Origin of the sequence: Erythrobacter oryzae, assembly GCF_030271515.1 — a bacterium.
Lineage (GTDB): Bacteria > Pseudomonadota > Alphaproteobacteria > Sphingomonadales > Sphingomonadaceae > Erythrobacter > Erythrobacter oryzae.
Genome location: NZ_JASCXI010000005.1, coordinates 147,728 through 171,565 on the forward strand (window position 1 = coordinate 147,728; position 23,838 = coordinate 171,565).

Annotated in this window: 21 protein-coding genes; 10 read left to right on the plus strand and 11 right to left on the minus strand. The window is 69.5% G+C overall.

All coding sequences use genetic code 11. The features are described from left to right. Positions 1 to 75: 75 nt before the first annotated feature. A complete protein-coding gene (locus PFX90_RS16470; RefSeq protein ID WP_285713762.1) occupies positions 76 to 837 on the minus strand; it encodes a hypothetical protein in 762 nt (253 codons plus the stop codon). A gap of 396 nt (positions 838 to 1,233) precedes the next feature. Next, the gene (locus PFX90_RS16475) at positions 1,234 to 2,724 is read right to left on the minus strand and encodes a YifB family Mg chelatase-like AAA ATPase (protein ID WP_285713763.1); all 1,491 of its coding nucleotides are present in this window, start codon (positions 2,722 to 2,724) and stop codon (positions 1,234 to 1,236) included. Positions 2,725 to 3,008: 284 nt separating this feature from the next. Here PFX90_RS16475 and PFX90_RS16480 point away from each other — a divergent pair, with 284 nt between their 5' ends. The 7 genes from PFX90_RS16480 (at position 3,009) to PFX90_RS16510 (ending at position 8,418) form a co-directional block, all read left to right on the plus strand. After that, positions 3,009 to 4,019 carry an alpha/beta hydrolase gene (locus tag PFX90_RS16480; protein ID WP_285713764.1) on the plus strand — a complete coding sequence of 337 codons (1,011 nt, stop codon included), beginning with the start codon at positions 3,009 to 3,011 and terminating at the stop codon, positions 4,017 to 4,019. A 76-nt stretch (positions 4,020 to 4,095) separates the two neighbouring features. Continuing rightward, a complete protein-coding gene (gene rpmH, locus PFX90_RS16485) occupies positions 4,096 to 4,230 on the plus strand; it encodes a 50S ribosomal protein L34 (protein WP_026092078.1) in 135 nt (44 codons plus the stop codon). 244 nt (positions 4,231 to 4,474) lie between these two features. Next, entirely contained in the window at positions 4,475 to 4,876 is a 402-nt protein-coding gene (rnpA, locus tag PFX90_RS16490; protein ID WP_285713765.1) for a ribonuclease P protein component, read from the plus strand. Further along, positions 4,873 to 5,082, plus strand: a complete 210-nt coding sequence (yidD, locus tag PFX90_RS16495) for a membrane protein insertion efficiency factor YidD (protein WP_285713766.1) — start codon at positions 4,873 to 4,875, stop codon at positions 5,080 to 5,082. The genes rnpA and yidD overlap by 4 nt, the downstream gene beginning before the upstream one ends. Positions 5,083 to 5,164: 82 nt before the next feature. Next, positions 5,165 to 6,964, plus strand: coding sequence for a membrane protein insertase YidC (gene yidC, locus PFX90_RS16500; RefSeq protein ID WP_285713767.1), 1,800 nt, complete (start codon positions 5,165 to 5,167; stop codon positions 6,962 to 6,964). Positions 6,965 to 6,973: 9 nt separating this feature from the next. Then, the gene (yihA, locus tag PFX90_RS16505) at positions 6,974 to 7,654 is read left to right on the plus strand and encodes a ribosome biogenesis GTP-binding protein YihA/YsxC (RefSeq protein ID WP_285713768.1); all 681 of its coding nucleotides are present in this window, start codon (positions 6,974 to 6,976) and stop codon (positions 7,652 to 7,654) included. Positions 7,655 to 7,662: 8 nt separating this feature from the next. Next, the gene (locus PFX90_RS16510) at positions 7,663 to 8,418 is read left to right on the plus strand and encodes an energy transducer TonB (protein ID WP_285713769.1); all 756 of its coding nucleotides are present in this window, start codon (positions 7,663 to 7,665) and stop codon (positions 8,416 to 8,418) included. Between the two features lie 7 nt (positions 8,419 to 8,425). Here the strand turns inward: PFX90_RS16510 and PFX90_RS16515 are convergent, their stop codons facing one another. From PFX90_RS16515 to PFX90_RS16545, 7 genes are all read right to left on the minus strand, one after another. Beyond that, positions 8,426 to 9,154 (minus strand): thermonuclease family protein, encoded by a 729-nt coding sequence (locus tag PFX90_RS16515; protein ID WP_285713770.1) that lies wholly within the window; start codon positions 9,152 to 9,154, stop codon positions 8,426 to 8,428. Between the two features lie 35 nt (positions 9,155 to 9,189). Continuing rightward, on the minus strand, positions 9,190 to 11,091 hold the full coding sequence (locus tag PFX90_RS16520) for a CshA/CshB family fibrillar adhesin-related protein (protein WP_285713771.1): 1,902 nt from the start codon (positions 11,089 to 11,091) through the stop codon (positions 9,190 to 9,192). Between the two features lie 47 nt (positions 11,092 to 11,138). Continuing rightward, positions 11,139 to 16,307, minus strand: a complete 5,169-nt coding sequence (locus tag PFX90_RS16525; protein ID WP_285713772.1) for a hypothetical protein — start codon at positions 16,305 to 16,307, stop codon at positions 11,139 to 11,141. A 37-nt stretch (positions 16,308 to 16,344) separates the two neighbouring features. Next, complete coding sequence (locus PFX90_RS16530; protein ID WP_285713773.1) at positions 16,345 to 17,394, minus strand: hypothetical protein; 1,050 nt, start codon at positions 17,392 to 17,394, stop codon at positions 16,345 to 16,347. A 71-nt stretch (positions 17,395 to 17,465) separates the two neighbouring features. Further along, complete coding sequence (locus tag PFX90_RS16535) at positions 17,466 to 17,957, minus strand: hypothetical protein (RefSeq protein WP_285713774.1); 492 nt, start codon at positions 17,955 to 17,957, stop codon at positions 17,466 to 17,468. 81 nt (positions 17,958 to 18,038) lie between these two features. Then, complete coding sequence (locus PFX90_RS16540) at positions 18,039 to 19,028, minus strand: hypothetical protein (protein WP_285713776.1); 990 nt, start codon at positions 19,026 to 19,028, stop codon at positions 18,039 to 18,041. Between the two features lie 283 nt (positions 19,029 to 19,311). Further along, a complete protein-coding gene (locus PFX90_RS16545; RefSeq protein ID WP_285713779.1) occupies positions 19,312 to 19,731 on the minus strand; it encodes a VOC family protein in 420 nt (139 codons plus the stop codon). A gap of 301 nt (positions 19,732 to 20,032) precedes the next feature. On the opposite strand from PFX90_RS16545, the gene PFX90_RS16550 reads away from it, so the two are divergent. Further along, positions 20,033 to 20,695 carry a glutathione S-transferase family protein gene (locus PFX90_RS16550; protein WP_285713780.1) on the plus strand — a complete coding sequence of 221 codons (663 nt, stop codon included), beginning with the start codon at positions 20,033 to 20,035 and terminating at the stop codon, positions 20,693 to 20,695. After that, positions 20,695 to 21,582, plus strand: a complete 888-nt coding sequence (locus tag PFX90_RS16555; protein WP_285713781.1) for a S1/P1 nuclease — start codon at positions 20,695 to 20,697, stop codon at positions 21,580 to 21,582. The genes PFX90_RS16550 and PFX90_RS16555 overlap by 1 nt, the downstream gene beginning before the upstream one ends. Here PFX90_RS16555 and PFX90_RS16560 read toward each other — a convergent pair. Next, complete coding sequence (locus PFX90_RS16560) at positions 21,579 to 22,190, minus strand: LysE family translocator (protein ID WP_285713782.1); 612 nt, start codon at positions 22,188 to 22,190, stop codon at positions 21,579 to 21,581. The genes PFX90_RS16555 and PFX90_RS16560 overlap by 4 nt on opposite strands. After that, positions 22,187 to 22,654, minus strand: a complete 468-nt coding sequence (locus tag PFX90_RS16565; RefSeq protein ID WP_285713783.1) for a cupin domain-containing protein — start codon at positions 22,652 to 22,654, stop codon at positions 22,187 to 22,189. The genes PFX90_RS16560 and PFX90_RS16565 overlap by 4 nt, the downstream gene beginning before the upstream one ends. 29 nt (positions 22,655 to 22,683) lie before the next feature. Between PFX90_RS16565 and dapE the strand changes: the two genes are divergently transcribed. Beyond that, positions 22,684 to 23,835: a succinyl-diaminopimelate desuccinylase gene (gene dapE / locus PFX90_RS16570; protein WP_285713785.1), complete on the plus strand. Its 1,152-nt coding sequence runs from the start codon at positions 22,684 to 22,686 to the stop codon at positions 23,833 to 23,835. Positions 23,836 to 23,838 lie beyond the last annotated feature (3 nt).

Consider the following 23,838-nt stretch of genomic DNA (forward strand, 5'->3'; position numbering starts at 1 on the left):
GGTGGGGGCTCTGCCCCTGCGAGGGAGGGGCCCCCACCCCCCGACCCCCTCCCCCAAGGGAGGGGGAGATAAGCGTCAAGGCTTCGCCCGCCGCACCGTGTAGTCGATGCGGATGCGCACCCAGCTGCCGAACTGTTCCGCCCCGCCGATCCGCGCAGGCCGGACGCGGAACTGCCATGCAGCCGCCATCACCGCGCGGCCGATCTGCGAGCCTTGCGGGCCTTCGGAGAGCAGCTGGCAGTCCTCGACATAATAGCCCTTCACCGTGCGGCACGCGATCAGCGCATAGCCCGGGCCTTTGGCGGTCGAGAGATAGCCGGAAAGCTCCTGGTCGGTCGGCTCGCGATACCAGCGCGCGGCGTAGAGCGGCTCGCCATTGGGCGCGGTGCCGACCCGCTCGCTGTCGCCCGCTGTCCTCGGGTTGCCGGTATCGGCGGGGCCGGCAGCCGCGCCCGGCCTGATCCGCACGCCGATCTTGCGCGAGGGGCTGGCCGAAGGCTGCGGGGAAGGCTTGGCTTCGGGCGGGGTGGGCGCGGGCGGTGGCGGGGGCGGGGCAGGCTGAGGGCGCAGCACCAGCGGCGAGGGCTGGATCGGCGATAGCGGAACCGGCTGTTCGGTCTGGGGCGTGTCGGGCGCGTCGGTCGCGGGGGGGCTTTCGGCCTCACGCTCCGGGGCCGGTTCGGGCGCGGCGAATTCCTGCGCCTTGAAGGTGGTGAGCTTCTCTTCCGCGTCCTTCTCGCCGACGATGCTCGCGCCGAGGGTCAGCAGCAGCAGCACGATCAAAGCCTCTACGGCGAGCGCGATGGCGAGGCTCTGGAGCTTCCGCCGCCGCGACATGTCGCGCAGGGCCGCGAGCCAGCGGGCGACACCCTGCGGCTCTTCGAAAGCCAGTCGTGAAGGATCCTCGAAAATCGCCGCTGCGCCTTTGCCGGGGCCGGGAGGGGGGCGGCCCTGAGGGCGCGTCTTAGAGCCTGTTCCGGTCAGGGGGAAGCGTTCGCATCGCGTCAGCAATCTCTCCGGACAGGAGCAGCGCGAAGCAGGGGCTGGTTGCCCCTGCAAGCGTTGCGACGAAGCCGGAGGGATTGCTGACGCGACCCCGCAGGGGCGGGCCGATTTTGGCCCATCGCGGCGTCGTTCGTCGGTCACGATGAGCGCGCATCGCTCCCTCCTCACTTCTTGCGCTAGGCCAAAATCGGCTCCGTGCCAACGTTTCCCCCTGACCGGAACAGGCTCTCAACCTGTCATCAGCCGATAGGATAGCGCCTCGGCGATGTGGACGCGGCCAACCGTTTCGCTCCCCGCGAGGTCGGCGATGGTGCGGGCGACGCGCAGCATCCTGGTGTAACCGCGCGCCGAGAGCCGAAGTTTCTCGGCGGCTTGCAAGAGCAGCTTGCGCCCCGCCTCGTCAGGGGTGGCGTGGCCTTCGAGCAACTCGCCTTCCAGTTCGGCGTTGGACCTTACGCCCCGCACCACGGCCCGCTGGCGCGCGGCGGCGACGCGCTTTGCGACGTCCTCGCTCCCCTCGGCGGGCGGCGGCAGGGTCATGTCCAAGGCGCTCACCGCGCCGACGTGGACATGGAGGTCGATGCGGTCGAGCAGCGGGCCGGAGAGGCGGCTCTGGTAGTCGCCGATGCAGCGCGGATACTTGTTGCAGTTCCTCGCCGGGTCGCCCGCATAGCCGCAGCGGCAGGGGTTCATTGCCGCCACGAGCTGGACGCGCGCGGGGAAGGTGACGTGGGCATTGGCGCGCGCGACATCGACGTGGCCGGTCTCCAGCGGCTGACGCAGCGAATCGAGCACCGGGCGCTGGAACTCGGGCAGTTCGTCGAGGAACAGCACGCCCAGATGCGCGAGGCTGACCTCGCCCGGCCTGACCTTCAGCCCGCCTCCGGTGAGCGCAGCCATGCTCGCCGAATGGTGCGGCGCGCGGAACGGGCGGACGCGGCTGATGCGCCCGGCTTCGAGCATCCCGGCGACCGATTGCACCATCGAGACTTCCAATGCCTCGGCAGGGGTCAGCGGGGGGAGGATGCCGGGCAGGCACGAGGCGAGCAGGCTCTTGCCCGATCCGGGCGGGCCGACCATCATCAGGTTGTGACCCCCGGCGGCGGCGATCTCCAGCGCGCGCTTGGCGGTCTCCTGCCCCTTTACCTGCCTGAGGTCATTGCCTGCTTGAGCATCCGCCACCGCGCCGCGCGGGGGTTCGGGGAGGACGAGGCTGCCCTTCAAGTGCCCAAGCAGGCTGGTCAGATCGCGCGGGGCGAGCACCGTCACGCCGCTCGCCCAGCGCGCCTCGGGGCCCTGCTCCTGCGGGCAGATCAACCCGCTGCCGACCGTGCTGGCATGGAGCGCGGCGATCAGCACGCCGGGGCTCGCGACCACCCGGCCATCCAATGCCAGCTCGCCCACCGCGATCCAGTCGCCCAGCTGTTCGGCATCGGTCACGCCCATCGTCGCAAGCAGCGCGAGCGCGATGGGCAGGTCGAAATGCGATCCGTCCTTGGGCAGGTCGGCGGGCGAGAGGTTGACGGTGATCCGCTTGGGCGGCAGCGCGAGGCCGATCGCGGCGAGCGCGGCATAGACCCGCTCGCGGCTCTCGCTCACCGCCTTGTCGGGCAGGCCGACGACGTTGAAGCGCGGCAGGCCGGGGCCGATGTGGCACTGCACCTCGACCTCGCGCGCCTCCAGCCCGAGATAGGCAACCGTCCTCACCAGCGCGACCATCGACAGCCCCCTGCCCTACCCCAAGGCGCTGATTGTGCGGGGTTTCGAAGGGCTTGTCGAGCGCTTAGCGGCGACAGCGCAAGTTGATATAGTTCATGCAGGGGCCGGGTTTGTTGATGGCTCTGTGTTGGAAAGCCCCTGCGGCGATCCAACCTGTTGGACAATGCGCCCGCGGCGATCATGCTTAAGCGCCCCCGCACCGGCCCCTCCGCGCGAATGCTAAGGCTTTTTTAAAGCATAAATCTTGGCGAATTCGGAAGGGGCGGCGGGCGACATTCACGTCCATGAACCGCGCTCTCGCCCTGTTTCTGGCTGCCCTTGCGCTGCTGCTCCCCGGCAGCGGCGCGCTGGCGCAGTCGGGCGCGCGCGTCGTCAGCCACGTCGCCTGGGTCGAGGAATGGGACCCGGCGACCGGCGAATGGGTGCGGGTCGAGGATAGCCCCGCCAGCGTCACCGCCGCAGCTTTCGAGCCGGTCTCAGCCACGGTTACCCGCGCCGGGGCGACCACGATTACCGAAACCATCGTCGAAGAGCCCCAGCCCGTCCGCTTTATCGCGCAGGGCACGCGCCTGCCCGCCGGGGCCGCCGGGATCGCTGCTTTCGGCCCCTTCCGCGTGATCGACGCGCAGCACGCCGCGCTGGTCGCGCCGACCGATGCGACCAGCCCGCAGGCCTTCGCCGCGATGATGGCCGCCTATCCGGGGCTCGAGGTGCTCGAATTCGTTGACGCGCCGGGCACCACGCATGACCTCGCCAACCTGCGCCTCGGCCGCGCGATCCGGGCCGCGGGGCTCGCGACGCATGTGCCCGCAGGCGGCTCGGCGCGCTCGGGCGCGGTCGAGCTGTTTCTCGCGGGCACCCACCGCACGGTCGATCCGGGCGCGCTGTTCGCGGTGCATTCGTGGCGCGACCAGCGCGGCCGCGAGCCTGCCGATTTCGCCCCCGACGCGCCCGAAAACCGCCTCTATCTCGACTATTACACCGAGATGGGCATGAGCGAGGCCCAGGCGCGCGATTTCTACGCCATGACCAATTCGGTGCCGCATTCGGGCGCGCTGTGGCTCGAGGGGGCCGAGATGGCCCGCTGGATTGCCCCCGCCGCGCGCAGCATCGACGCCGATGCGGCGGGCGCGGTGCGGCTGGCGCTGGCCCGCGCCGGGGCCAGCTTCAAGGAGGCACTGCCTTCGCCGGTGCGTCTGCCGCGCTTCGCGCTCCCGGCGCCCGTCGCGGCGCCGCGCCTTGCCTATGCGATGCAAGGCGGCACTCTGCTTGACTCAGGGCTCGCTTTCCCATAACGGCCCGCGTCTGTTTACGGCTTGCGCTTGTCGCAGGCCCCGGTGCTTGTGCCGGTCAGCATTTTTCGAGGATGATATGAAGCGTACCTTCCAGCCCAGCAATCTCGTGCGCGCCCGTCGTCACGGCTTCTTCGCCCGCAAGGCCACCCCGGGCGGCCAGAAGGTGCTCCGCGCCCGCCGCGCCCGCGGCCGCAAGAAGCTCTGCGCGTAATTTTTTGCGCACCCGCCTCCGCGGGTGCGATTTCCTCGCTCACGGGGGCTGAAGCCCCCGTCGCTGCGGGCGCGCGTTCGCGCTTGCGGGCTCCCTTCGGGAGCCCGTTTGCATTTCCGGCCTTGCTGGATAGAGATGGAACGAACCGCGTAGCGGGTCGCAAGGCCGAACGGCCGCCGCGGCTTATGCCGCGAAAGCCAAGCGGGCCGGACGGCCCGCGCCCGGCGTTTGAGGGCGCAAACAAATGACTCAGGCGGCAAGCGCAATTCCATCCATCCGAACGCTGACCAAGCGCTCCGACTTTCTTGCCGCGAACTCCGGCACCCGCAACGCGCGCGCCGGGTTTGTGCTGCTGACACGCCCGAACGAGGGGCAGGGCATCCGCTTCGGGATCACCGTCACCAAGAAGATCGGCAACGCTGTCGTCCGCAACCGCATGAAGCGCCGGTTCCGCGAGTTGCTGCGCGCCGCTCTGCCCTCCGCTGGCCTGCCCGATCACGACCACGTGCTGATCGGCCGCGCGGGCGGGGTCGAGCGGGACTTTCACCTCATGGCCGACGAACTCGCCAAGGCGCTGGAGCGCGCGCGCGAGGGGCGCGGCGATCCGGCGGGCGGGCGGCGGCCTCGGCGGGGAAGCAAGAAATGAAGCACCTCCTCATCCTCATCGCGCGCGGCTGGCAGCTCGGCCCCTCGCGCATTCTGCCGCCCTCGTGCCGCTACTCTCCCTCGTGCAGCCAGTACGCGATCGAGGCGCTCGGCAAATACGGCGCACTCAAGGGTGGATGGATGGCCTTCAAGCGGCTAATGCGCTGCCACCCCTGGGGCGGGCATGGCCATGACCCGGTTCCCTGAGGGCTGAATCCTGCGGGGGTCTGGAAACGGGACCGCCTTACCCCCATAATACACCCACTGTCGCATTTCGCGGGGCTTACACTTGGACAATCGCAATCTTCTGCTCGCCGTGGTGCTTTCGGGCCTGCTGATCCTGGGATGGGATGTCGGCCTCAGGTACTTCTACCCCGAAGCCTCGATGTCAGCACAGACCAGCCCCAAGGCCGCGACCGCCGCCGCCAAGCAGGCCGCTGCCGCCAAGGGCGCAGGCGGGCTCGGCGCCGAGACTGCCGCGCGCAAGGTCGACCTCAAGACCGCGCTGACGGGCGGCAACCGCGTGGTGATCGACACCCCGCGCCTTGAAGGCTCGATCAACCTCGTCGGCGCGCGGATCGACGATATCGAATTGAAGAACTACCGCGAGACGGTGAAGAAGGATTCCGGCCCCGTCCGCCTCTTCTCTCCCGAGGGCACCAAATCCCAGTATTTCGCCCAGTTCGGCTTCGTCGTGAACGGCAACCGGCAGGACCCGAACCTGCTGTGGCAGGCCGACGGCACGAAGCTCACCCCGACCACGCCCGTGACGCTCACCCGCACCGAGGCCGACGGGGTGACCTACCGCATCAGGTTCGCGGTCGACGAGAATTACATGATCACCGCCAGCCAGTCGGTCAGCAATGCCGGCGCGGTCCCGGCGGTGGTCCAGCCCTTCGCGCTGATCAAGCGCACCAGCACGAATGCGACGATCGACCAATATGCCTCGCACTCGGGCCCGGTGGGCGTGTTCGGCGGCAAGCTCTACGATCCGCATTCCTATGCCGAGCTCGAGGAGATCTTCGCGCCGCTGCGCAAGCAGTTCGAGGTCGGCCAGATCTCCGAAATCCCCTCCGACAAGCCCGAAGGCGCGCCCGACTGGCTGGGCTTCACCGACCAGTACTGGCTCGCCGCGCTGGTGCCCGGTGACGGCAAGGGCAACGTCAAGGTCGACGATGCGGGCTTCCGCAGCCTTGGCAGCACGCTCTATCGCACCGACCTGATCTACGGCCCCACCACCGTGCCCGCCGGCCGCAGCCTGACGCAGGAGACGCGGCTCTTCGCGGGCGCCAAGGACAGCCGGATCCTCGACAAGTATGAAGAGGGCGGCATCACCAATTTCGGTCTCGCGATCAGCTGGGGCTGGTTCGCCATCGTCGAAAAGCCGATCCTGTGGCTGCTGCGCACGCTCAACGGCGTGGTCGGCAATTTCGGGCTCGCGATCATCCTGCTCACCGTCATCATCCGCGGGCTGATGTTCCCCGTCGCGCAGAAGGGCTTTGCCTCGATGGCGGCCATGAAGGCGGTGCAGCCGAAGATGAAGGAGATCCAGGAGCGGTTCAAGGACGACAAGCAGCGCCAGCAGCAGGAGATCATGAAGCTCTACAAGGACGAGAAGGTGAACCCCCTCTCGGGCTGTCTGCCGATGCTGATCCAGATCCCGGTGTTCTTCGCGCTTTACAAGGTGCTGGTGCTCGCGATCGAGATGCGGCACGAGCCGTTCATCCTGTGGATCAAGGACTTGTCCGCGCCTGATCCGGCGCACATCCTCAACCTGTTCGGCCTCCTGCCTTTCGTCCTGCCCGAGCACAGCTTCCTCGCCATCGGGCCGCTCGCGGTCTTGCTGGGGATCACCATGTGGCTGACCTTCAAGCTCAATCCGGCGGCGATGGACCCCGTCCAGCAGCAGGTCTTCGCGATCATGCCGTGGATGATGATGTTCGTGATGGCACCCTTCGCGGCCGGGCTGCTGCTCTACTGGGTGACCTCGAACATCCTGACCGTCGCGCAGCAGAGCTATCTCTATTCGAAGCACCCGCAGCTGAAGGCAGCCGCGGCGGCCGAGAAGGCGAAAGCGGCGAAGGGTTAGGGCGGGCGCGTGGACGATCCCGAACTTCAGGCTGCCCGAGAGGAAGCGGCATCGCGGCTCTTTTCCGGCCCGGTCGATTTCCTGCGCTCGGCCCCGCAGCTGCAATTCCTGCCCGATCCGGCGGTGCCCGAGATCGCCTTTTGCGGGCGCTCGAATGTGGGCAAGTCCTCGCTGCTCAATGCGCTGACGGGGAGGAAGGCCATCGCCCGCGCCTCGGTGACGCCGGGGCGCACGCAGGAACTGAATTTCTTCGATGTCGGCCGCCCCGAGGACGAGGGCGCGCTGCCGCTGTTCCGGCTGGTCGATATGCCCGGCTACGGCTTTGCCAAGGCCCCGGTGAAGGTGGTCGAGAAGTGGAAGGCGCTGGTGAACAGCTACCTGCGCGGGCGGCAGGTGCTGGCGCGCACGCTGGTGCTGGTCGACAGCCGGCACGGCATGAAAGACGTCGACCGCGAGATGATGACCATGCTCGACAAGGCCGCCGCCTCCTACCGCATCGTCCTCACCAAGACCGACAAGATCAAGGCGAGCGAGCTGGCCGCCGTCGCCGAAAAGACCGCCGCCGAGGCCAAGAAGCACGTCGCCGCCCACCCCGAAATCCACCTCACCAGCTCGGAAAAGGGCATGGGCATCGAACGCCTGCGCGCCGCCGTGGTGGCCGATGCGCTGGGTGAGGGGTGGATGGGGTAGGGGCCCTGATGCGTCACCTCTCCGCTACCCTTGCGGCACTGGCTGTGCTTGCATCGGCGGACGTCGCCCTTGCCCAAACCCCTGACGCACCGCCCGCGTGGCGGCTCTACGCCTCGCCCGATGGCTGCGCGATCAGCACGCGGCAGGGAGGGGTCTTCGTGCTGCTCAACGTCAATCCCGAAGGCAAGCAGGGCTTGCGCATCCACCACCCCGACCTCGCCATTCCCGACCGCACGGCCAGTCCCGTGACCCTCACCATCGGCGACCGGCAGCTGGCCTTCGAGGGCATGGGCGCGCGCACCAGTGACGGGATGCCGGGCTTCATCATCGGCTCTCGCCGCGATCTGCGCGACGCTTTCGGCGCAGGCGGGATCGCCGAGGTCGCCATCGGGGGCGCCGATCCGGTGGTGATCGATCTGGAGGGACTGCCCGAGGCGCTGGAGCAGCTCGATACCTGCGCCGCCACCCTCGTGCCGCGCGATCCGGCGAGCATCGTCGCGGTCAAGCCGCGCATGACCCGCGCGCCGGCAATCAGGGCAGGCGACCTCCCGCTCGAAGGCGCGACGCGGCGCGAGGTGGGCTGGCGCCTGACCATCGCGCCCGATGGCTCCATCGCCGACTGCGAGATCGTCCGCTCGAGCGGTTCGCGCGCGCTCGACGACGAGGTGTGCCGCCTGCTGCGCACCGACAGCCGGTTCGAGCCCGGCAAGAACGCCGCCGGCAAGCCTGTGACCGCGACCTTCCAGTCGCGCGTGACGTTCTAGGCGCGCGCTATTCCTTCGACCGCCGGAACCCCGCCGCCATCGCCTCGCTTTCGGTGCAGAACAGGCGTTCGGGGCGGGTGCCGTCGTAATAGCGCTGGCCGGGCAGGTGGTAGATGAAGTCGCCGTAGCGGCTGTGATTGCCCTTGATCGCGCAGCCGAAGGCGTTGGTGTAGCGCCGCTCGCGGGCCGGGCGCTCCCGCGGGGCGGCGCGGGCGGGGCGCTCGTCCACCTCGGCGCGGGCGAGCTGCGGCTCGGAGCGGGGATTGGCGGCGCGCCATGCGGCCGGTTCCTCGAACTCGCCTGCCCAGATCCCGAACCCGAGCTGCCGCGCCAGATCGCGCGCCTCAGCATATTCGGGCGGCGCGTCCTCGCCGAACGGGACGGCGAGGCCCCGGCGCACCAGCTCGTGGCCGAGATCGAATAGCCCGTTGTGGCAGGTCGCGAGCGTGCGGCCATAGAGGTCGACGCCTTGCGCGGTGCATTCGAGCGGGCCGGCGGAGAGGATTTCGTGCAAGGCAGCCGCAGCCTCCCTGCCGCAGTCCCATGCCTGCCCGTCGCGCCGGCATTGTTGCGCACTCTCGGGCGCGTCGATGCCGAGCAGGCGGATGCGGGTGCCGGTCATGTCGATGGTGTCGCCGTCGACAACTTCGGCAGGGCCCGCGAGGACATTGGCGGCGGCAGGCGCGCTCGCCGGAACGGCAAGGGCGACGGCGAGGACAATCAGGGGCTTGCGCATGGCCCGAGCCTAGAAGGGGCGAGGTTAAGACCTCGTCACCGCACCTGCGCCCTGAACCTGATCGTGAAGCTCGGTTGGGCGGTGGCGCTCGTCGCGGCAGCCATCGTGCCCGTGGGGGCGATGCGGATGCCGCGCACGTTGGCGTCGAAGGTGCCGGTGGGCGTGTAGTTGTAGGGCGCGACCCCGTTGGTGGCCTGCGAGTAGGTCACCATCGTGTTCGCGTTGAAGGTGTTGAGGCCGCTCGTCGGGGTGCCGTTGGTGAAGGTCACGGGCGTGCCGACCGCGAAGGCCATTTCGGCGGGCATCACGTCGAGCAGCACGATCGAGCTCGCGTCGACCGTGCCCGCGCCCACGTTCCGCACGGTGATCGCATATTCCACCACCGCGCCGGGGATCGCCTTGGGGTTGGTGGTGCCGTTGACCGGATCGGAGATCACGGTGCTCACCTTGCTGATCTCGAGCAGCGCGGCGGCGCGGCGGGTGTTGGTGATGGTGCAGGTGACCGAATCCCCCGGGCGCAGCGTGATTCCGCCGCCAAGCGTGGTCGGCAGCACGGTCGGCGATCCGCTGGTGCCGTTGGTGCAGGAAAGGACCGCGGTGTAGTTGCCGAGGATCGTCGTGCCCGCCGCGACCTCGTCGACCTGGTAGGTGTTCTGGTTGACGACCTGCACCAGACCCGTGTCGCCGGTGCCGGTGGTGATGGTCGTGCCGGTGCCGGTGGTGGTCGAGGAGGCGGTGACCACCCCGTCGTCCATGATCCGCACGGTGAACTGGTCGCCGGTGAAGCGCCGCCCGCCGCCATTGCCGCTGCCGAGCACCTTCCTCACCCTCAGGCGCGGCTGGGCGCCGGCCTGGAAGGTGCAGACCAGAAACTCGCCGAATTCGAGCTGGCCGATATTGGTGTTGGTGGTGTTCAAGTTGTTGGGCAGCGCGGCGCGGGTGGTGCCTGCGGTGTTCACGCAGCTGAGGTTCGCCGCATAGGCGCTGATCGGGCTCACGCTTCCCCCCGCCATCGCCAGCCGCAGCGTCACCGGCACGCCCGCCGACATGTTGAGCACCGAGCCGGTGAAGGGGCCGTTGCCCGATCCCGTGGTCGTGCCCGAGGTCAGCGTGGTGCCGGTGCCGGTCGAGGCGACCTGGAAGGTCAGCTGGTCGGCGCTGTTGGCGCGCGTGCCGAGGATCTGGGTCTGGAGCCGGATCGAGGCGAAGCGGATCGCGAACATCACGCCCTGCAGACCCCCGGCGCGGGTCTCGACCGTCACGCTCGTCGGGCTGCTGCTGCCGAGGATATAGGCCCCGACCGTGCCCCCCGTGCCGGTGATGTTGACCGTGCCCGATCCGACCCCCGTGATCGGCGGCATGGTCGATCCCGAGCTCGGCGGCACCGAGTCGAGCAGCTGCCATGGCCCGCCATTGCTGGTCATGCGGATATATTCGTTCTCGTTGCTCGATTCCGCGTCGGCGACGACGAAGGAATAGACCGTCACCCCGCCGCCCACCGGAGGCGTGATGGTGATGCCCGTGATCGCGATCGTGCTGGTGCCGGCCTGCGCGGAGTAGAGCACCGGGCGGCCCGGGATGCCGATGAAGGCGCTGTTGCCGACCGCCGAGCCGCTCCACGAGGGCGCGGTCACGTCGTTATAGGCCGGATTGGTGCCCGTCACCCGCGCGTTGAAGGTGAGGGTGGAGCCGTCGGGCAGCGTGAAACTGAGGTTCTGCCCCGCTGCCGAGCGCGCGGTGGCATCGTCGTAATCGGTCATGTCGAGCCAGCAATAGGTCTGCCAGCTGGCGGGCGCGGTGCCTTGCGTTGCGGCCTGCGCACAGTCCTGCGCGCGGGCGGCGGGGCTCCATGCGAGCACGCACAGCATCACCAGCAGCGCGAATAGGCGGCGGAACTGCGAAACCCTCCCGAACATCCCGCCGGAATAGGAAATCATGGTAAACACACGGTTAGCAAACCGCCGCTGACGCCCGCCCGCCATGCTCAGCGCCCCAGCCCGAGGAAGTCGAAGCTCGAGGCGTCGAACTTCATCCGCACCGCGGCAAAGACGCCCTTGTCGGTGTTGCGCGCCGGGCCGAAGTCGCCGTCGCGGAAGCCTTCGACGTTGTAGCCGACGGTGACGAGCATGCCCTCCACGGGCACGAAGCCGATGGTCGGGCCGTAGGCGAAGTTGACGGTCTCGTCGTCGAGATTGGCGCGGGCGGTGACGCTGGCGCCCAGTTCGAAGCGCTCGCCGATCCCGATGCGCGCGTCGCTGCCGACCAGCACCGAGGTGCCCTTGAACTCGGTGCCCTCGAAGGCATCGAGATTGTGGCGCGCGCCGAGGAACAGCGCGACTTCGTGGCGGCGCACCTGCGCGCCCGCATCGTCTTCCCCGCGCGGGGAGTAGTTGGCCGAGAAGCTCGCCACCAGCCGCCGGGCGACCGCGTTGCCATCGACCGTCAGCGCGGTGCCGCCCAGCGCCGAGCCGCCCGCGGTCGCGCCGGTCACTTCGTCGCTGCGGTATTCGAGCCGGCCGAGCATGGCGAGCGGCGAGTCCGAGGGACGGTGGGCGAAGGCGATGCTCGCATCGACGATCTCGGCGACCGCGCCGCCGGTGGTTTCCGAGCGCGTCCAGCTCGCGCCCGAGCCGACGAGGCTGCCCTCGCCGAGCTGGCGGATCGCGCCGAACAGCACGCCCTTGCGGTCGGTGGTCTCGCCGTCGCGCCATTCGCCGCGCGCGGTGACGCTCCAGCGGTCCTTGCGCCATGCGCCGCCCAGCGTGACCGCGGTGAAGTCCTCGAACAGCAGCCCGCCGGTGAGCTGGCCGCCGCTTGCCGGGGGCTGGTTCGGGTTGACGAGGTCGCCCACCGGGGGCGCGCCGCCGATGGTGCGGTTGCCGTCGATCGTGGCGTCGAGGGTCAGCGAGGGGCTCACCTGCAGCGTCTGCGCGAGGCCGAAGGCGGCGAAGGTGCGCGTGCCGTTCTCGCCGATGGTCTCCTCGCCGATGGTGGTCGCGATCTTGCCGCCCTGCCAGGGGGCGACTTCGATCCCGCCGCGCAGCTGGCGCGCGTTGAGCCGCTCGCCCTTGGCGATTTCGTAGGTGCCGACCAGCCGCACGTCCTGCGTGATCGCATAGCGCGCGGCGAAGCGGTGGCGGGCAGGGAGATCGACGCTCTCGGCCTTGCCGAGCGCCACGGCGGTCCCGGCGGAAAGCTCCAGCTTGTTGCCCATCAGCCGCTGGGTCGCGCCCGCTTCGAGCACGGTCGAGGCCTTGGTGTCCCCATTGGCGAGACGGTCGGTGAAGTGGACGAGCCCGAGGCGCAGGTTGGTGTTCTGCTTCGTCAGCGCGATCTGGCCCTGCGCGGCGCGGCGGCGCGCGGCGTCGGTCAGGCTGTCGTCCTGCCACAGGCTGCCGGTGAAGGTCAGTTCCTCGGTGATGAGCACGCGGCCATCGACGCCGAACTTGCGCCGCCCGCGTTCGACCGCGTTCTGCTGGCCGATGCCGTAATCGGCGTCGACCTGGCGGGCATAGGCGATGAGGTCGAGGTCGCCGGTCTGGTGCTGCACTTCGGCGAGCCAGCCCTGCGCGGTCTCGCCCTCGCGGCGGCTCACACCGAGCTCGGCGCGCACTTCGGTGTTGTCGCCGATCTTGGCGAGGACGTCGACAGCGCCAAGGTCCGTGCGCCGGGCGGTGCCGCCCGCGCCCTCAAGGCCCGCATCGCTGATCGCGCTCGCGCCGATGCGGATGCGGCCGTCTTCGCTGGTCCAGTCGGCGCGCGCGCCTGCGTTCCATTCAGCCTCGCCGCGGCTGTCGGTCTCGTATTCGATGACGATGAACTGCGGGTTGAGGTTCTCGTCGCGGCTCAGCACGGGCGCGGCGAAGCGGATCGTGCCTGCGAGCAGGTCGATGTCGTAATCGGTGAAGCGCGCGAGCTGGCGGCTCGAGACGATCTGTTCGGGGCGGAAGCGGTCGCGCACTTCGATGGTCACGCGCTCGGAATTGGCGAGGATGCGGCGGTTTTCGAGCGCATAGGGCCCCGAGATGCCCTGGCCCTGCGTCTCCTGACGCTGGAAGCGGCTCGAAATCTGCGCGGCGAAGCCTTGCGCCTTGACGCCGCCGACGCGCGCCTCGCCCATCACGCCGGTGGCGGTGCGGTTGTAGGCGGCGAGCCGCGTCTGGTTGAAGGCGGTCTGGAAGTCGCCGTAGAGCGCGTAGAAGGCGCTGGTCTCGATGCGGACATAGAGCTTCTCGCGGCTCGCGGCGTCGAACTGGCGCGCCGAGGCGTCGCCGAAGACGGTGTAATAGGCGGCCGGATCGATCGCGCCCAATGCGCGCTGGTCGGCGCGCTGCTTGGCGCTGTCATAGGCGAGGGTGAGCAGATATTTGCCCAGCACCCGGCCCTTGGCATAGAGCGCGACGCGGGCGTCATCGCCAAGGTCGCTGTCGAAACGCCCGGCGCGCTCCATGTTGTCGGCGACCGAGCGCGCACCCACGGTGCCTTCGGCAAGGCCGATCACGGTCCATTCGACATTGCCGGGCTCGATCCACGCTTCCAGTTCCTGGCGCCGGGTGATCTCGCCGTCGTCGAAGGTGAAGCCGAGGCGCAGCGAGCCGCTGACCATGGTGGGGGCGAGTTCGATCTTCGCGATCCCCTCGTTGCCGTCCACCACCCAGCGTGCCGCCATCGGGGCCATGCCGGTGAGCTGATTGAGCTGCTGGCGGTCGATCTGCTCGGCGCTCTGGTAGGGGGCGTTCAGAGTGAAGCTGCCCGAGATGCCTTCGCGCAAGGGGCGGTTGTTGCGATCGAGCACGCGGATCGCGATCACCGGACGCGTGCGCCCGTCGGCGGTGAGGTTCGAGAGTTCGCGCAGGAATTCGACCTTGGCGGGGGCGCGGGTGAAGAACACCTCGCGGGTGAAGGTCTTGGAGACCTCGCCGAAGGAATTGATGATGCGCGCTTCGAGCACGGTCGTGTCGGTCAGCAGCGGCACGCCGCGCCACTGGCTGACCGCCCAGGGGCCGGTCTGCGATTCCTGCGTGCCCTCGAAGGCGAGCGGCTCGACCGGCTTGCCGTCGACGAACAGCTGGACGGACTGGCCCGCGCGGTGGCGCACCGCGACCTTGATCGCAGGCGCGCGCGGGTTGGCGTCGGGCGCGGGGGCGAGGAAGCCGTCCTCGCCGTCGCCCAGCGCGAGGTAATCGGTGACGGTCGGGCCGCTGTCCTTGGGCTCGTCCTTGGGGGCGTCCGCGGCGGCGGGAGCCTCGGCGGCGGGCGCGTCCGTGGCGGGCTTGGCCGGGGCCGGGAGCGGCGCGAGCTTGGCGCGCGCTTCTTCGGGCAGCACGGCGTGGAAATCGGCGACGACAAGGCTCCCGCCCTGCCCGATGGCGAAGCGCGAGATCGCGCTGCCCGCGCTGCGGGTGTTGCGGGTGCAATCGACGAACTTTCCGCCCTCGGGCAGGGTCATGGGCGCGACCTGCACCACGTGGGTGCCGGGGACGACGCCCTCGAAGTGGTAGCGCCCGTCGGCGTCGGTGACCGCGAAGCTGCCGTCCTCAAGCATCACCCGCACGCCCGGAATCCCGCGGCGTTGGGCGTCCTCGAGGGTGCAGGGGCCTTCGGTGACGCGGCCGATGATGGTCATGCGGTCGGCGATCCCGTCGCGGTCGATGTCGAGCACGGCATCGGCACGCACCTCGCGCCCCAACGCGTCGCGGGCGGTGGCGAGGTTGACCGCGCGGCCCGGAGGCGCATCGGGGCGCACCGACATGGCGTAGGTCACCTTGGCCGAAGTGCCGGGCGCAATGTCGCCCAGCGCGACGGTGATGACGCGGCCATCGGGCGAGGTGGTGAGCGCACCCGGCGCACGCACACCGTTGATTTTCAACGAATTGGGCCGCAGCCGCAGCCAGCGCGAGGGGGTGTCAGTGATCGTCACCGCGCGGCGTGTGCGCGCGGCATCGGTGTTGCTGACGGTCAGCGTGTAGAACACCACGTCGCCCGGCTCGGCGCGGGCGCGCGAGGCGGTCTTGACGAGGCCGAGATCGGCCGCCGGGCCATCGACGGGGATGTCGACCTCGAAGGGCACGGGGTTGTCGAGCACGAAGATGTCGCCGAACGAACCCTCGCGGATGATATAGGCGCGCCCGTCCGGCCGGGTGAGGCGGGCGAGCACGTCGCGCGGCGCGATCGAGGGCGCGGTGTAGGTTTCGGGCGGCTCGACCACCAGCCGGAAGCGTCCCTGCGCGGTGAGCGGGAACCAGAATTCGCCCGCCCCCATCTGCACCGCGCGGCCCGAGCCGTCGGTGATGGGTTGTCCGCTGATTACGCTGGAAGGCCAGGAGGTTACGCCATCCTCGGCAAAGACGGTCGCGGGCGCGCCGGTGTCGGCATTGACGAGCGTGACGCGCGCGCCGTCGACCGGCGCACCGGTCTCGCTGTCGAACACGACGCCGAAGGGATCGACCAGCACGGTGACGTCGGCGCTGACGAGGATCGCGTCGCTGCCGGGGCGCATCGCGGCGATGGTGATGCGGGTATCGGCGCCGACGCTGAGGCGGCAATCCTCGCGCACCAGCGGCGGGGGGATGCGCTGCGTGCCGATGACGCCGGCGAAAATGCCGCTGTCGGCGGTGGTCTCGAACACCGTCATGGTCTCGCGGTCGCCCTCCGGCGTGGTCAGCACCACGGTGAGGCTGTCGATGACGGTCGGATCGAGGTTGGCCGAAGCGGCTGTAATCTCGAAGAAAAGCGGCTCGCCCCCGCGCAGCTCGTCGGTCTGCTGGACCTTGGCGACGGAAGTGGGAGCCGATGAAACGGCGTTGCCGCCCGGGGTCAGGCTGGCGGTCGCATTGGCGCGCAGCGAGGCGGCGGAGATCCCGCCGGCGCTGCACTGGGGCGCGCGGTAGACGAGCTCGGCCCCGCCGGCATCGCCCGGCACGCGGCGGAAGACGCGGATCGCGGGCGGGGAAGGGGGCTGGGCGGTGACATCGAAGCGCACGGGATTGCTGGCGGTCTCCTGACGGCCGCCCTGCGTCTCCCAGCTGGCTTCGGCGATGTTGGTGACGGTGCGCACCGCGCTGCCGCCACCCGTCGCCTGGGCGTGAACCCCCTCCTGCAACGCGCACAGCGGCAGCAGTGCTGCGCACAGCACCGCTGCGACGCGCCGCAAGAAGGGGGAAACACGCAAGACCTAAGTCCCGATACGCTTAGCGGATCGTGACCCGGAAGTAGAGCGAGCGGGTCTGGCCCGCCGCCACGTCGCTGAGCGTGCCGGTGATGCGGTCACGCCCGCTCACCCCGGCCCCGGCAGCGAAGTTGCCGCCCGGCGTGCCGCTGGCGCAGGTCGCGTTGCCGTTGATGAAGATCCCGAAGCCCGCGCTGTACTGCACGTCCGCCGGAAGATCGTCGAGCAGGTTGACGCCGGTCGCGGTTGCAGCGCCCGCGGCGTTCGCCACGGTGATGCAGTATTCGATCGTCGCGCCCGGGATCGCCTTCGGGTTGTTGGTCAGGTTGACCGGATCGCTCACCACGCGGCTGGTCTTGGCGACGGTCAGCACCGCGCCCGAGACCGTGTAGCGGCCCTCCGCCGAGAACGCGCCGTCATTGGCCGCGTCCGAAACGCCCGCGCCGTCGAACAGCACGGTGTCGACCACGTTGACCTGGTTCGCGCCCGTGGTCGCGAGGATGCGGGTGCCGAGCGTGCCGGCGGTGCCCGAAGTGTGCGCCGCAGCCGTTAGGGCGACGTCGAAGAAGTTGCCGTTCACCGCGTTGATGCCGATGTCGGAGACCACCAGCACGGCGACCGTCGCGTCGGCGGCGACTTCGTCGAGGTAGGTGATCGGACCGGCCGTCAGTTCGTTCGCGTCGAGCGAGCGGTTGCCGTTGGTATCGCGGAAGATGCGGATATTGCTGATGTTCGCCGCCGTGCCGGCACGCAGCGCGGTGGTGAGGGCAAGGTCAGCCGTGGCGTTGCCGAGGTTGGTGACGTCGAAAGCCAGCACGCGGTTGGTCTGGTTCGGCGAGACCGTCACGGGCGAGGCGATGGCGGTGACGTTCACGTTGACGCGCTGGTCGACGGTGAAGCTGTCTTGCGCGACGACCGCGTTCTGGGCGTTGCCGCCGACGTTGTAGTTGACGGTGACGGAGTTGGTGATCGTCGTGCCTGCGCTGGTCCCTGCGGCCAGTGCAGGGGTGCTGGACATCGCGACGAGCGCTACAGCGCTCACCGCACCCAGCAGCTGCTTGGTGGTCTTCATGGTTATGGTCCCGAGTGTTTGCCCCGCGTCAAAAGTGCCGCCCGCGAGGCTTGGCGGTTATCGCCCGCCGGTCAGCGGATGATCACGGGGAAGGCCACTCGCCCGGACGCGCCGGGAGCGATGGTGGCCAGCACCCAGCGGACGTGGGTCACGTCGGCATGGGTGGCGGGACGGCTGGTCCCGTCGGAAGCGGTGACGCTGAGCGTCTTGAGCAGACCCCAGGTCTTGCCGCCGTCGACCGACACCTCGAGCGCCGGATCGGCGTCGGGTGCGAGGCGCACGGCTTCGGGCAGCGGGTTGGTGATCGTGAAGTTGGTCACCACCTCGGTGCTGGAGTTCCTGTAGTTCTGCCCGAAGATCAGGCGATCCCCGGGCAGGAAGCTTGCCGGATCGACCAGCTCGACGCGGGATTTGCCATCCGCATCGGTGACGGTCTTCTCGGACTTGATGTCGCCATCGACCGAGATCGCGGGCGCCGCATCCTGTGCGGCAAGCGGGACGACCGGCGCCGTCAGCGAAACCGCTGCGGCACAGGCGAGGAGAAATGTGGTCACGGTCTTCATGGTCTGGCCCCTGGTGGCTCGCAAGCTTATGTTATCGTTTGCAATCGCCCGGGCTGGTCAGGCCCGGGCGCGCGGATGGGATTACTGGTCGATGGTCACGTTGAAGGTGACGCTGCGGTTGGTGCCCGCGGTCACGCTGCCGAGCGTCACGCTGATGCCGCTGGCGTCCGAGGCGGTCCCGGCGTCGGCGTCGGCCGCGTCGGTCAGCGGCCCGGCGTCGAGCGCGAGCGTGCCCGGGACATAGGTCGTGCCGGCCGGAATGGCATCGGTCACCACGAGGTTGGCGACGCTGCCCGAGCCGCTGACGCGCGCCTCGATGGTGAAGGTCGCGACTGAGCCCGGCACCGCGCTGGTGCCGCCGAAGGGATCGCGCAGGGAGACGGACTTGACGAGCTGGACGCTCGCGACCGCGCTGCTGAGGCGACCGCGCGCGTCGGCAAGCGCGCCGGTCGAGCCGACCACGGCATCGCCGCCGCCCTGGCCCTGGCCCGCAAAGGTGGTGCCCGGCGCGCCGTTGCCGGTCGCGGCGGCGGCGGTGAGCTGGACATTGCTGGTCTGCCCGTCGGCGGCCGTCTGCGGCACGGTGACGAGCACGAACACGGTGACGCGCGCATCGGGCGCCAGCACCGGAGTGGTCAGCGGGCCGGTGAGGACCTGGTCGACGCCTTCGTCATAGGTGCCGTTGCCGTTGCTATCGATGGCCACGCCGCGAATGGTGACGTCGAAGTCGTTGCCGGCCACCGCGGCCTCGGGGGTGAGCAGGAAGGCCTCGGGGCCGTTGCCGGGGTTGGTGACTTCGAAGGTCAGCACCGCATCGCTGCGGGTCGTGCTGACCGGGCCGGTGTCGAGCGAGGTCACGGTGACATCGAGCAGCTCGTCCACGCGCACGGTGACAGTGTTCGAATCCACGCTGCGCGGCGTGCCCGCCTCTTCGAAATTGGCGGTGGCGGTGTTTTCGATCAGCGTGCCCGCAGTGACGCCGCCTGCGAGCGCAGGGGTGGCGGCACCGGCGATGAGGGCGGTGGCGATGATCGAGGCGAGGGGGCCATACTGGCGTGCGTGCTTGGTCATTCCACGGGGAACTACGTAGGAATGGTTAGCATTCGGTTAGCCATCAGATGACGATTCCGGATCGCAATCCCTCCTGCTTCCGGACCGGACCCTAGCCCTTTCGGGTAGTCCGCCGGTTAGCAGAATTAGCTAACAATTTGATTTCGAATGCCGCCGCCGCAGACGCGCGACCGCGCCTCCGCGCCCCGGAAAGCGGCGGATTGCAGGGCATGAAAAATCTAACTTTGGTTAGGCTCTGTCAGCTTGCCGCGCTTGCGGGCATGGGGTCACCGCGCGCCGACGCTCAGGTGGCGAACAGGCTCGCCGGATCGGCGAAGGCCTTGAACTCGAGCGCATTGCCCGAAGGATCGCGCAGGAACATCGTCGCCTGCTCGCCCGGCTGGCCCTTGAAGCGGATGGTCGGCTCGATCACGAAGTCGCAGCCTCCCGCCCGCAGCCGCCCGGCGAGCGCCTCCCAGTCGGCCATCGACAGCACCAGCCCGAAATGGGGGACGGGCACGCCGTGGCCGTCGACATGATTGCTGGCGCGGTCGCCCGCCTGCCCCGGCGTGAGGTGGGCGACGATCTGGTGGCCGTGGAAATCGAAATCGACCCATTCCTCGCTCGAACGCCCCTCGGCGCAGCCCATCACCTCGCCGTAGAAGCGGCGCGCGGCGGCCAGATCGTCGACCGGAAAGGCGAGGTGGAAGGGGGGGAGGGTCATGGGCGTCCTGGCTCCTGTTGCCCGGCGGGGATAGCGCGCGGGCGAGTAGGGAGGAAAGGATTTTCCTACTCGCTCCGCGTCTGTCAGGCCGGTCATTGCCATGCGCCGCCCCCATCTCCGCCCTGCCGATATCACCATGACCCGCACGGAGGCGGCCGCCTTGCTGGAAGGCTGGCGGGCGCGGCGGATTTCTGCCTCTGGACAGTGTCTCTCGTGTCTCCCCGTTCAGCGTCGACAGCGCGCGGATGAACGCCTAGGGGGAAGGCCGGTTGAATCGCGGCAAGGTGGAGCACGCGGCGGCATGAAACTCATCATCGGCAACAAGAACTACTCGAGCTGGTCGCTGCGCGGCTGGCTCGCATTGAAGCAATCCGGCCTGCACTTCGAGGAACTGACCGTGCCCATCATGGGCGAGGAGTGGGACCGGCTGAAGCAGGACATGGGCGAGGTCCAGCCCTCCAGCGGCAAGGTGCCGATCCTGTGGGATGGCGACGCGGTGGTGTGGGACAGCCTCGCGATCCTCGAATACTGCGCCGACAAGGTCGGGCGCGAGCGCTTCTGGCCCAAGGACGACGCCGCCCGAGCGATGGCGCGCGCGATGGTGGCCGAGATGCACTCGGGCTACCTCAGCTTGCGCCGCGAGCTGCCGATGAACGTGCGCCGCCGGGTCGAGCTGCCGGGCATCGCCGATCAGACCAGGCACGATATCGTGCGCGTCCTCACCCTGTGGGCCGAGGCCCGCGCGCGCCACGGCAGCGCGGGGCCCTACCTGTTCGGCACCTTCGGCGCGGCCGACATCTTCTATGCGCCCGTCGTGACGCGCTTCGTCACCTACGGCATCGGCGTCCCCGGTTTCGCGCAGGCCTATATGGAAGCGATTTGCGAGCATGACTGGATGCGCGAATGGACCGCCGCGGCGGAACACGAGGAATGGGTGATCGAGCAGTTCGAGCGGGTCGCGTGATGCGGCGTCTGCTGGCCTTCTTGGTGGTGCTGTTCGCGCTCGCGCCGGTGCCCGCGCTGGCGTGGGGCGAGTATGCCCACCGCCAGACGGCCAGCATCGCGCTCGCCAATGTCTCTCCGCAAGTGCGCGCCAAGGTGCGGGCGTTGCTGGCGCGCGAGAAGGACCTCGGCACGCCGAACTGCCCGCTGAAGACGCTCGAGGATGCCGCCGTCTGGGCCGATTGCGTGCGCTCCGAGGGCTGGCGCTGGGGCTACACCGCCGCGTGGCACTATCGCACCGCGCCGGTGTGCAAGGCCTTCGATGCGCGCGGCAACTGTTCGGGCGGCAACTGCGTCACGGCGCAGATCGTGCGGGCGCAGCGGATGCTCGCCGACGAGCGCCTGCCTGCGGCCGTGCGGCTCGAGGCGCTCGCCTTCATGGTGCACTTCGCCGGCGACGTGCACATGCCGCTCCATTCGGGCGACAATGAGGACCGCGGCGGCAATGACCGCGAGGCCGATTACGGGATCAAGCCGGGGCTGAACCTGCACTCGATCTGGGACGGCCCGCTGGCCGAGCGCGCGATCAGCGATCCGGCCGATCCGGTGGCGCGGCGCTATACCCCCGCCGAGCGCGCCGAGCTTGCCGGGGGCACCCCCGACGACTGGGGCCGCGAGAGCTGGGAGATCGCGAGGAGCTTCGTCTACCCCACCGCCTTCGACACCGAGGACCTGTGCTCGCAGCCGCTGCCCGAGAAGACCGCGCTCAGCCAGGAGGACATCGTCCGCGGCGTGCCGATCGCGCGGAAGCGCGTTGTGCAGGCGGGGCTGAGGATCGCGGGGCTGCTCGAGGCGGCGTTCCGGCCCGGCCCGCTGGTGCCCGACGAACCGCGGCGCCGCCGGGGCTAGGCGAAGGCCTTGGCGATAAACCAGGCGGCAACGCCCAGCATCGCCAGTGCCAGCCCGCGCCGCACGGCGCGGGCGCGCGCCTCGGCCATCAGTGCGGCGCGAGCGTGCTCGGCGAGCAGCACCAGCGCGAGGTGCACACCCGTGGCGATGCCGACGCTGACCGCGGCGAGGGTGAACCCCTGCGCGAGGCTCGGCCGGCCTCCGGCGACGAACTGCGGCATCACGGTGATGATGAACAGCGCCGACTTGGGATTGAGGAGGTTGATGACGAAACCGGCGAGCGCATGGCGGCCGGTGGCGGCCTTGGGCGCGGCGGCCTGCGAGCTCTCGCCCGCCTCGCGCCACGCTTCCCACGCGAGCCACGCCATCATCGCGGCGGCCAGCAGCGAGACGCCCTGCGTCAGCCCCTCGCCGGCCGAGAGGACGAGGCTGGCCGCGAGCACGCTCAGCGCGGCATTGGCGGCAAGCCCCGCTGCCACCCCCGCGATCGCCCCGAGCCCGGCGCGCCGTCCCTCGGACAGTGTGAGCGTGACGAGCCACGCCATGTTGGGCCCGGGCGTCAGCTCGATCAGCAGCACCGCGAGGGCGAAGCCCGCAAGGTCGATCACGGCGTGCGGCGCGCCGCGTAGCGGGTGCCGTCCTTGCGGGCATAGCCCTCGGGGTCGAACACCATGTCGATGTCGGGGTACTCGCCGCTGTCGGCGGCCTTGTCCCCGGCGCTGACGGCGACGAAGACGCAAGGGCTGTCCGAGCGGTTGTGGAGGTGGTGCCCGTTGGCCTCGCCCGCGGGGAAGGCGAGCACGTCGCCGGGGCGGACGGGGGTCTCGCCGTGGTCGTCGATCAGCACCGCTTCGCCTTCGAGCATCACCACCAGCTCGTCCTCCTCGCGGTGCCAGTGGCGGTGCGAGGAGAAGGCGCCGGGCAGCAGGGTGCAATGGCTCGCGCCCATGCGGGTCAGGCCGCTGACGGGCGCGAGGCGGCGATACCAGCGGCCCTGGACCTCCGTGTCATAGGGTGCGGGGTAGCCGGTCGCATTGGTCTGGGGAATCGCGGCAAGATCGAGCTTGGGCATCGGCGGCATCTCCTGCTAGGCCTGCCCTGATGCTCGACACAGCCGACCTTGCCAAGCGCCTGATCGCCGCGCCTTCCGTAACCCCGGCGACCGGCGCGGTGTTCGCCGAGTTGGAGGCGATGCTGGCGCCGTTGGGCTTTGCCGTCCACCGCTTCACCCGCGGGGATGGGCCGGAGGGCTCCGAGGAAGCGCCGGTCGAGAATTTGTTTGCGATCCGCACCGGCCCCGCAGGCTCGAAGCACTTCGCCTTTGCCGGGCACCTCGATGTGGTGCCGCCGGGGGATGGCTGGGCCTCCGACCCCTTCGCGCCGGACGTGCGCGGCGAGCTGCTCCACGGGCGCGGGGCGGTCGACATGAAGGGCGCGATCGCCGCGATGGTGGCTGCGGTCGCCGAAGTCCCGCAAGAGGCCGGCACGATCAGCTTCATCATCACCGGCGACGAGGAAGGCCCCGCGCTCCACGGCACCCGCGCGCTGATCGACTACATGGCGGCCGAGGGCATCCAACCCGACCTGTGCCTTGTGGGCGAGCCCACCAGCGTTAACCGTCTTGGTGATATGGTGAAGATCGGGCGGCGCGGCTCGGTCAACATCTTCCTCACCGTCGAGGGCACGCAGGGCCATGTCGCCTACCCGCATTTGGCCGACAACCCGCTGCCCAAACTGGTCGCGATTCTCGCCGAACTGGACGCGCTGACACTCGACACGGGCACCAAGTGGTTCCAGCCCTCGAACCTCGAAATCACCGAGATCGCCGCGCTCAACAAGGCGCACAACGTCATCCCCGCGCGCGGCGAGGCGCGCATCTCGATCCGCTTCAACGACCTCCACACCGGCCACAGCCTGTCCGAGCGCGTCTGCGCCATCGCCGAGAAGCATGGCGGCAAGGCGCGCCCCGTGATCTCGGGCGAGCCCTTCCTGACCGAGCCGGGGGCGTTCTCCAGATTGGTTAGCGAGGCGGTCGAAGCCGAGACCGGCCTCACCCCCGAACTCTCCACCACCGGCGGCACCTCCGACGCGCGTTTCCTGCGCGCCGTCTGCCCGGTGATCGAATTCGGCCTGTGCAACGCGACCATGCACAAGCGCGACGAGGCAGTGGCGATCCCCGACCTTGCCGTGCTGGCGCGCATCTACGCCCGCATCGCCCGCGCCGCGCTGGCGCTCGACACACCCGAAGGATAGACA

Coding starts and splice junctions, on each gene's coding strand:
- rpmH (WP_026092078.1), top strand. CDS start 4,096: ATGAAGCGTACCTTCCAGCCCAGCAATCTCGTGCGCGCCCGTCGTCAC.
- PFX90_RS16515 (WP_285713770.1), bottom strand. CDS start 9,154: ATGCGCAAGCCCCTGATTGTCCTCGCCGTCGCCCTTGCCGTTCCGGCG.
- rnpA (WP_285713765.1), top strand. CDS start 4,475: ATGACTCAGGCGGCAAGCGCAATTCCATCCATCCGAACGCTGACCAAG.
- PFX90_RS16550 (WP_285713780.1), top strand. CDS start 20,033: ATGAAACTCATCATCGGCAACAAGAACTACTCGAGCTGGTCGCTGCGC.
- dapE (WP_285713785.1), top strand. CDS start 22,684: ATGCTCGACACAGCCGACCTTGCCAAGCGCCTGATCGCCGCGCCTTCC.
- PFX90_RS16545 (WP_285713779.1), bottom strand. CDS start 19,731: ATGACCCTCCCCCCCTTCCACCTCGCCTTTCCGGTCGACGATCTGGCC.
- PFX90_RS16555 (WP_285713781.1), top strand. CDS start 20,695: ATGCGGCGTCTGCTGGCCTTCTTGGTGGTGCTGTTCGCGCTCGCGCCG.
- PFX90_RS16565 (WP_285713783.1), bottom strand. CDS start 22,654: ATGCCCAAGCTCGATCTTGCCGCGATTCCCCAGACCAATGCGACCGGC.
- PFX90_RS16530 (WP_285713773.1), bottom strand. CDS start 17,394: ATGAAGACCACCAAGCAGCTGCTGGGTGCGGTGAGCGCTGTAGCGCTC.
- PFX90_RS16540 (WP_285713776.1), bottom strand. CDS start 19,028: ATGACCAAGCACGCACGCCAGTATGGCCCCCTCGCCTCGATCATCGCC.
- yidD (WP_285713766.1), top strand. CDS start 4,873: ATGAAGCACCTCCTCATCCTCATCGCGCGCGGCTGGCAGCTCGGCCCC.
- PFX90_RS16510 (WP_285713769.1), top strand. CDS start 7,663: ATGCGTCACCTCTCCGCTACCCTTGCGGCACTGGCTGTGCTTGCATCG.
- PFX90_RS16520 (WP_285713771.1), bottom strand. CDS start 11,091: ATGATTTCCTATTCCGGCGGGATGTTCGGGAGGGTTTCGCAGTTCCGC.
- PFX90_RS16470 (WP_285713762.1), bottom strand. CDS start 837: ATGTCGCGGCGGCGGAAGCTCCAGAGCCTCGCCATCGCGCTCGCCGTA.
- PFX90_RS16475 (WP_285713763.1), bottom strand. CDS start 2,724: ATGGTCGCGCTGGTGAGGACGGTTGCCTATCTCGGGCTGGAGGCGCGC.
- PFX90_RS16535 (WP_285713774.1), bottom strand. CDS start 17,957: ATGAAGACCGTGACCACATTTCTCCTCGCCTGTGCCGCAGCGGTTTCG.
- PFX90_RS16480 (WP_285713764.1), top strand. CDS start 3,009: ATGAACCGCGCTCTCGCCCTGTTTCTGGCTGCCCTTGCGCTGCTGCTC.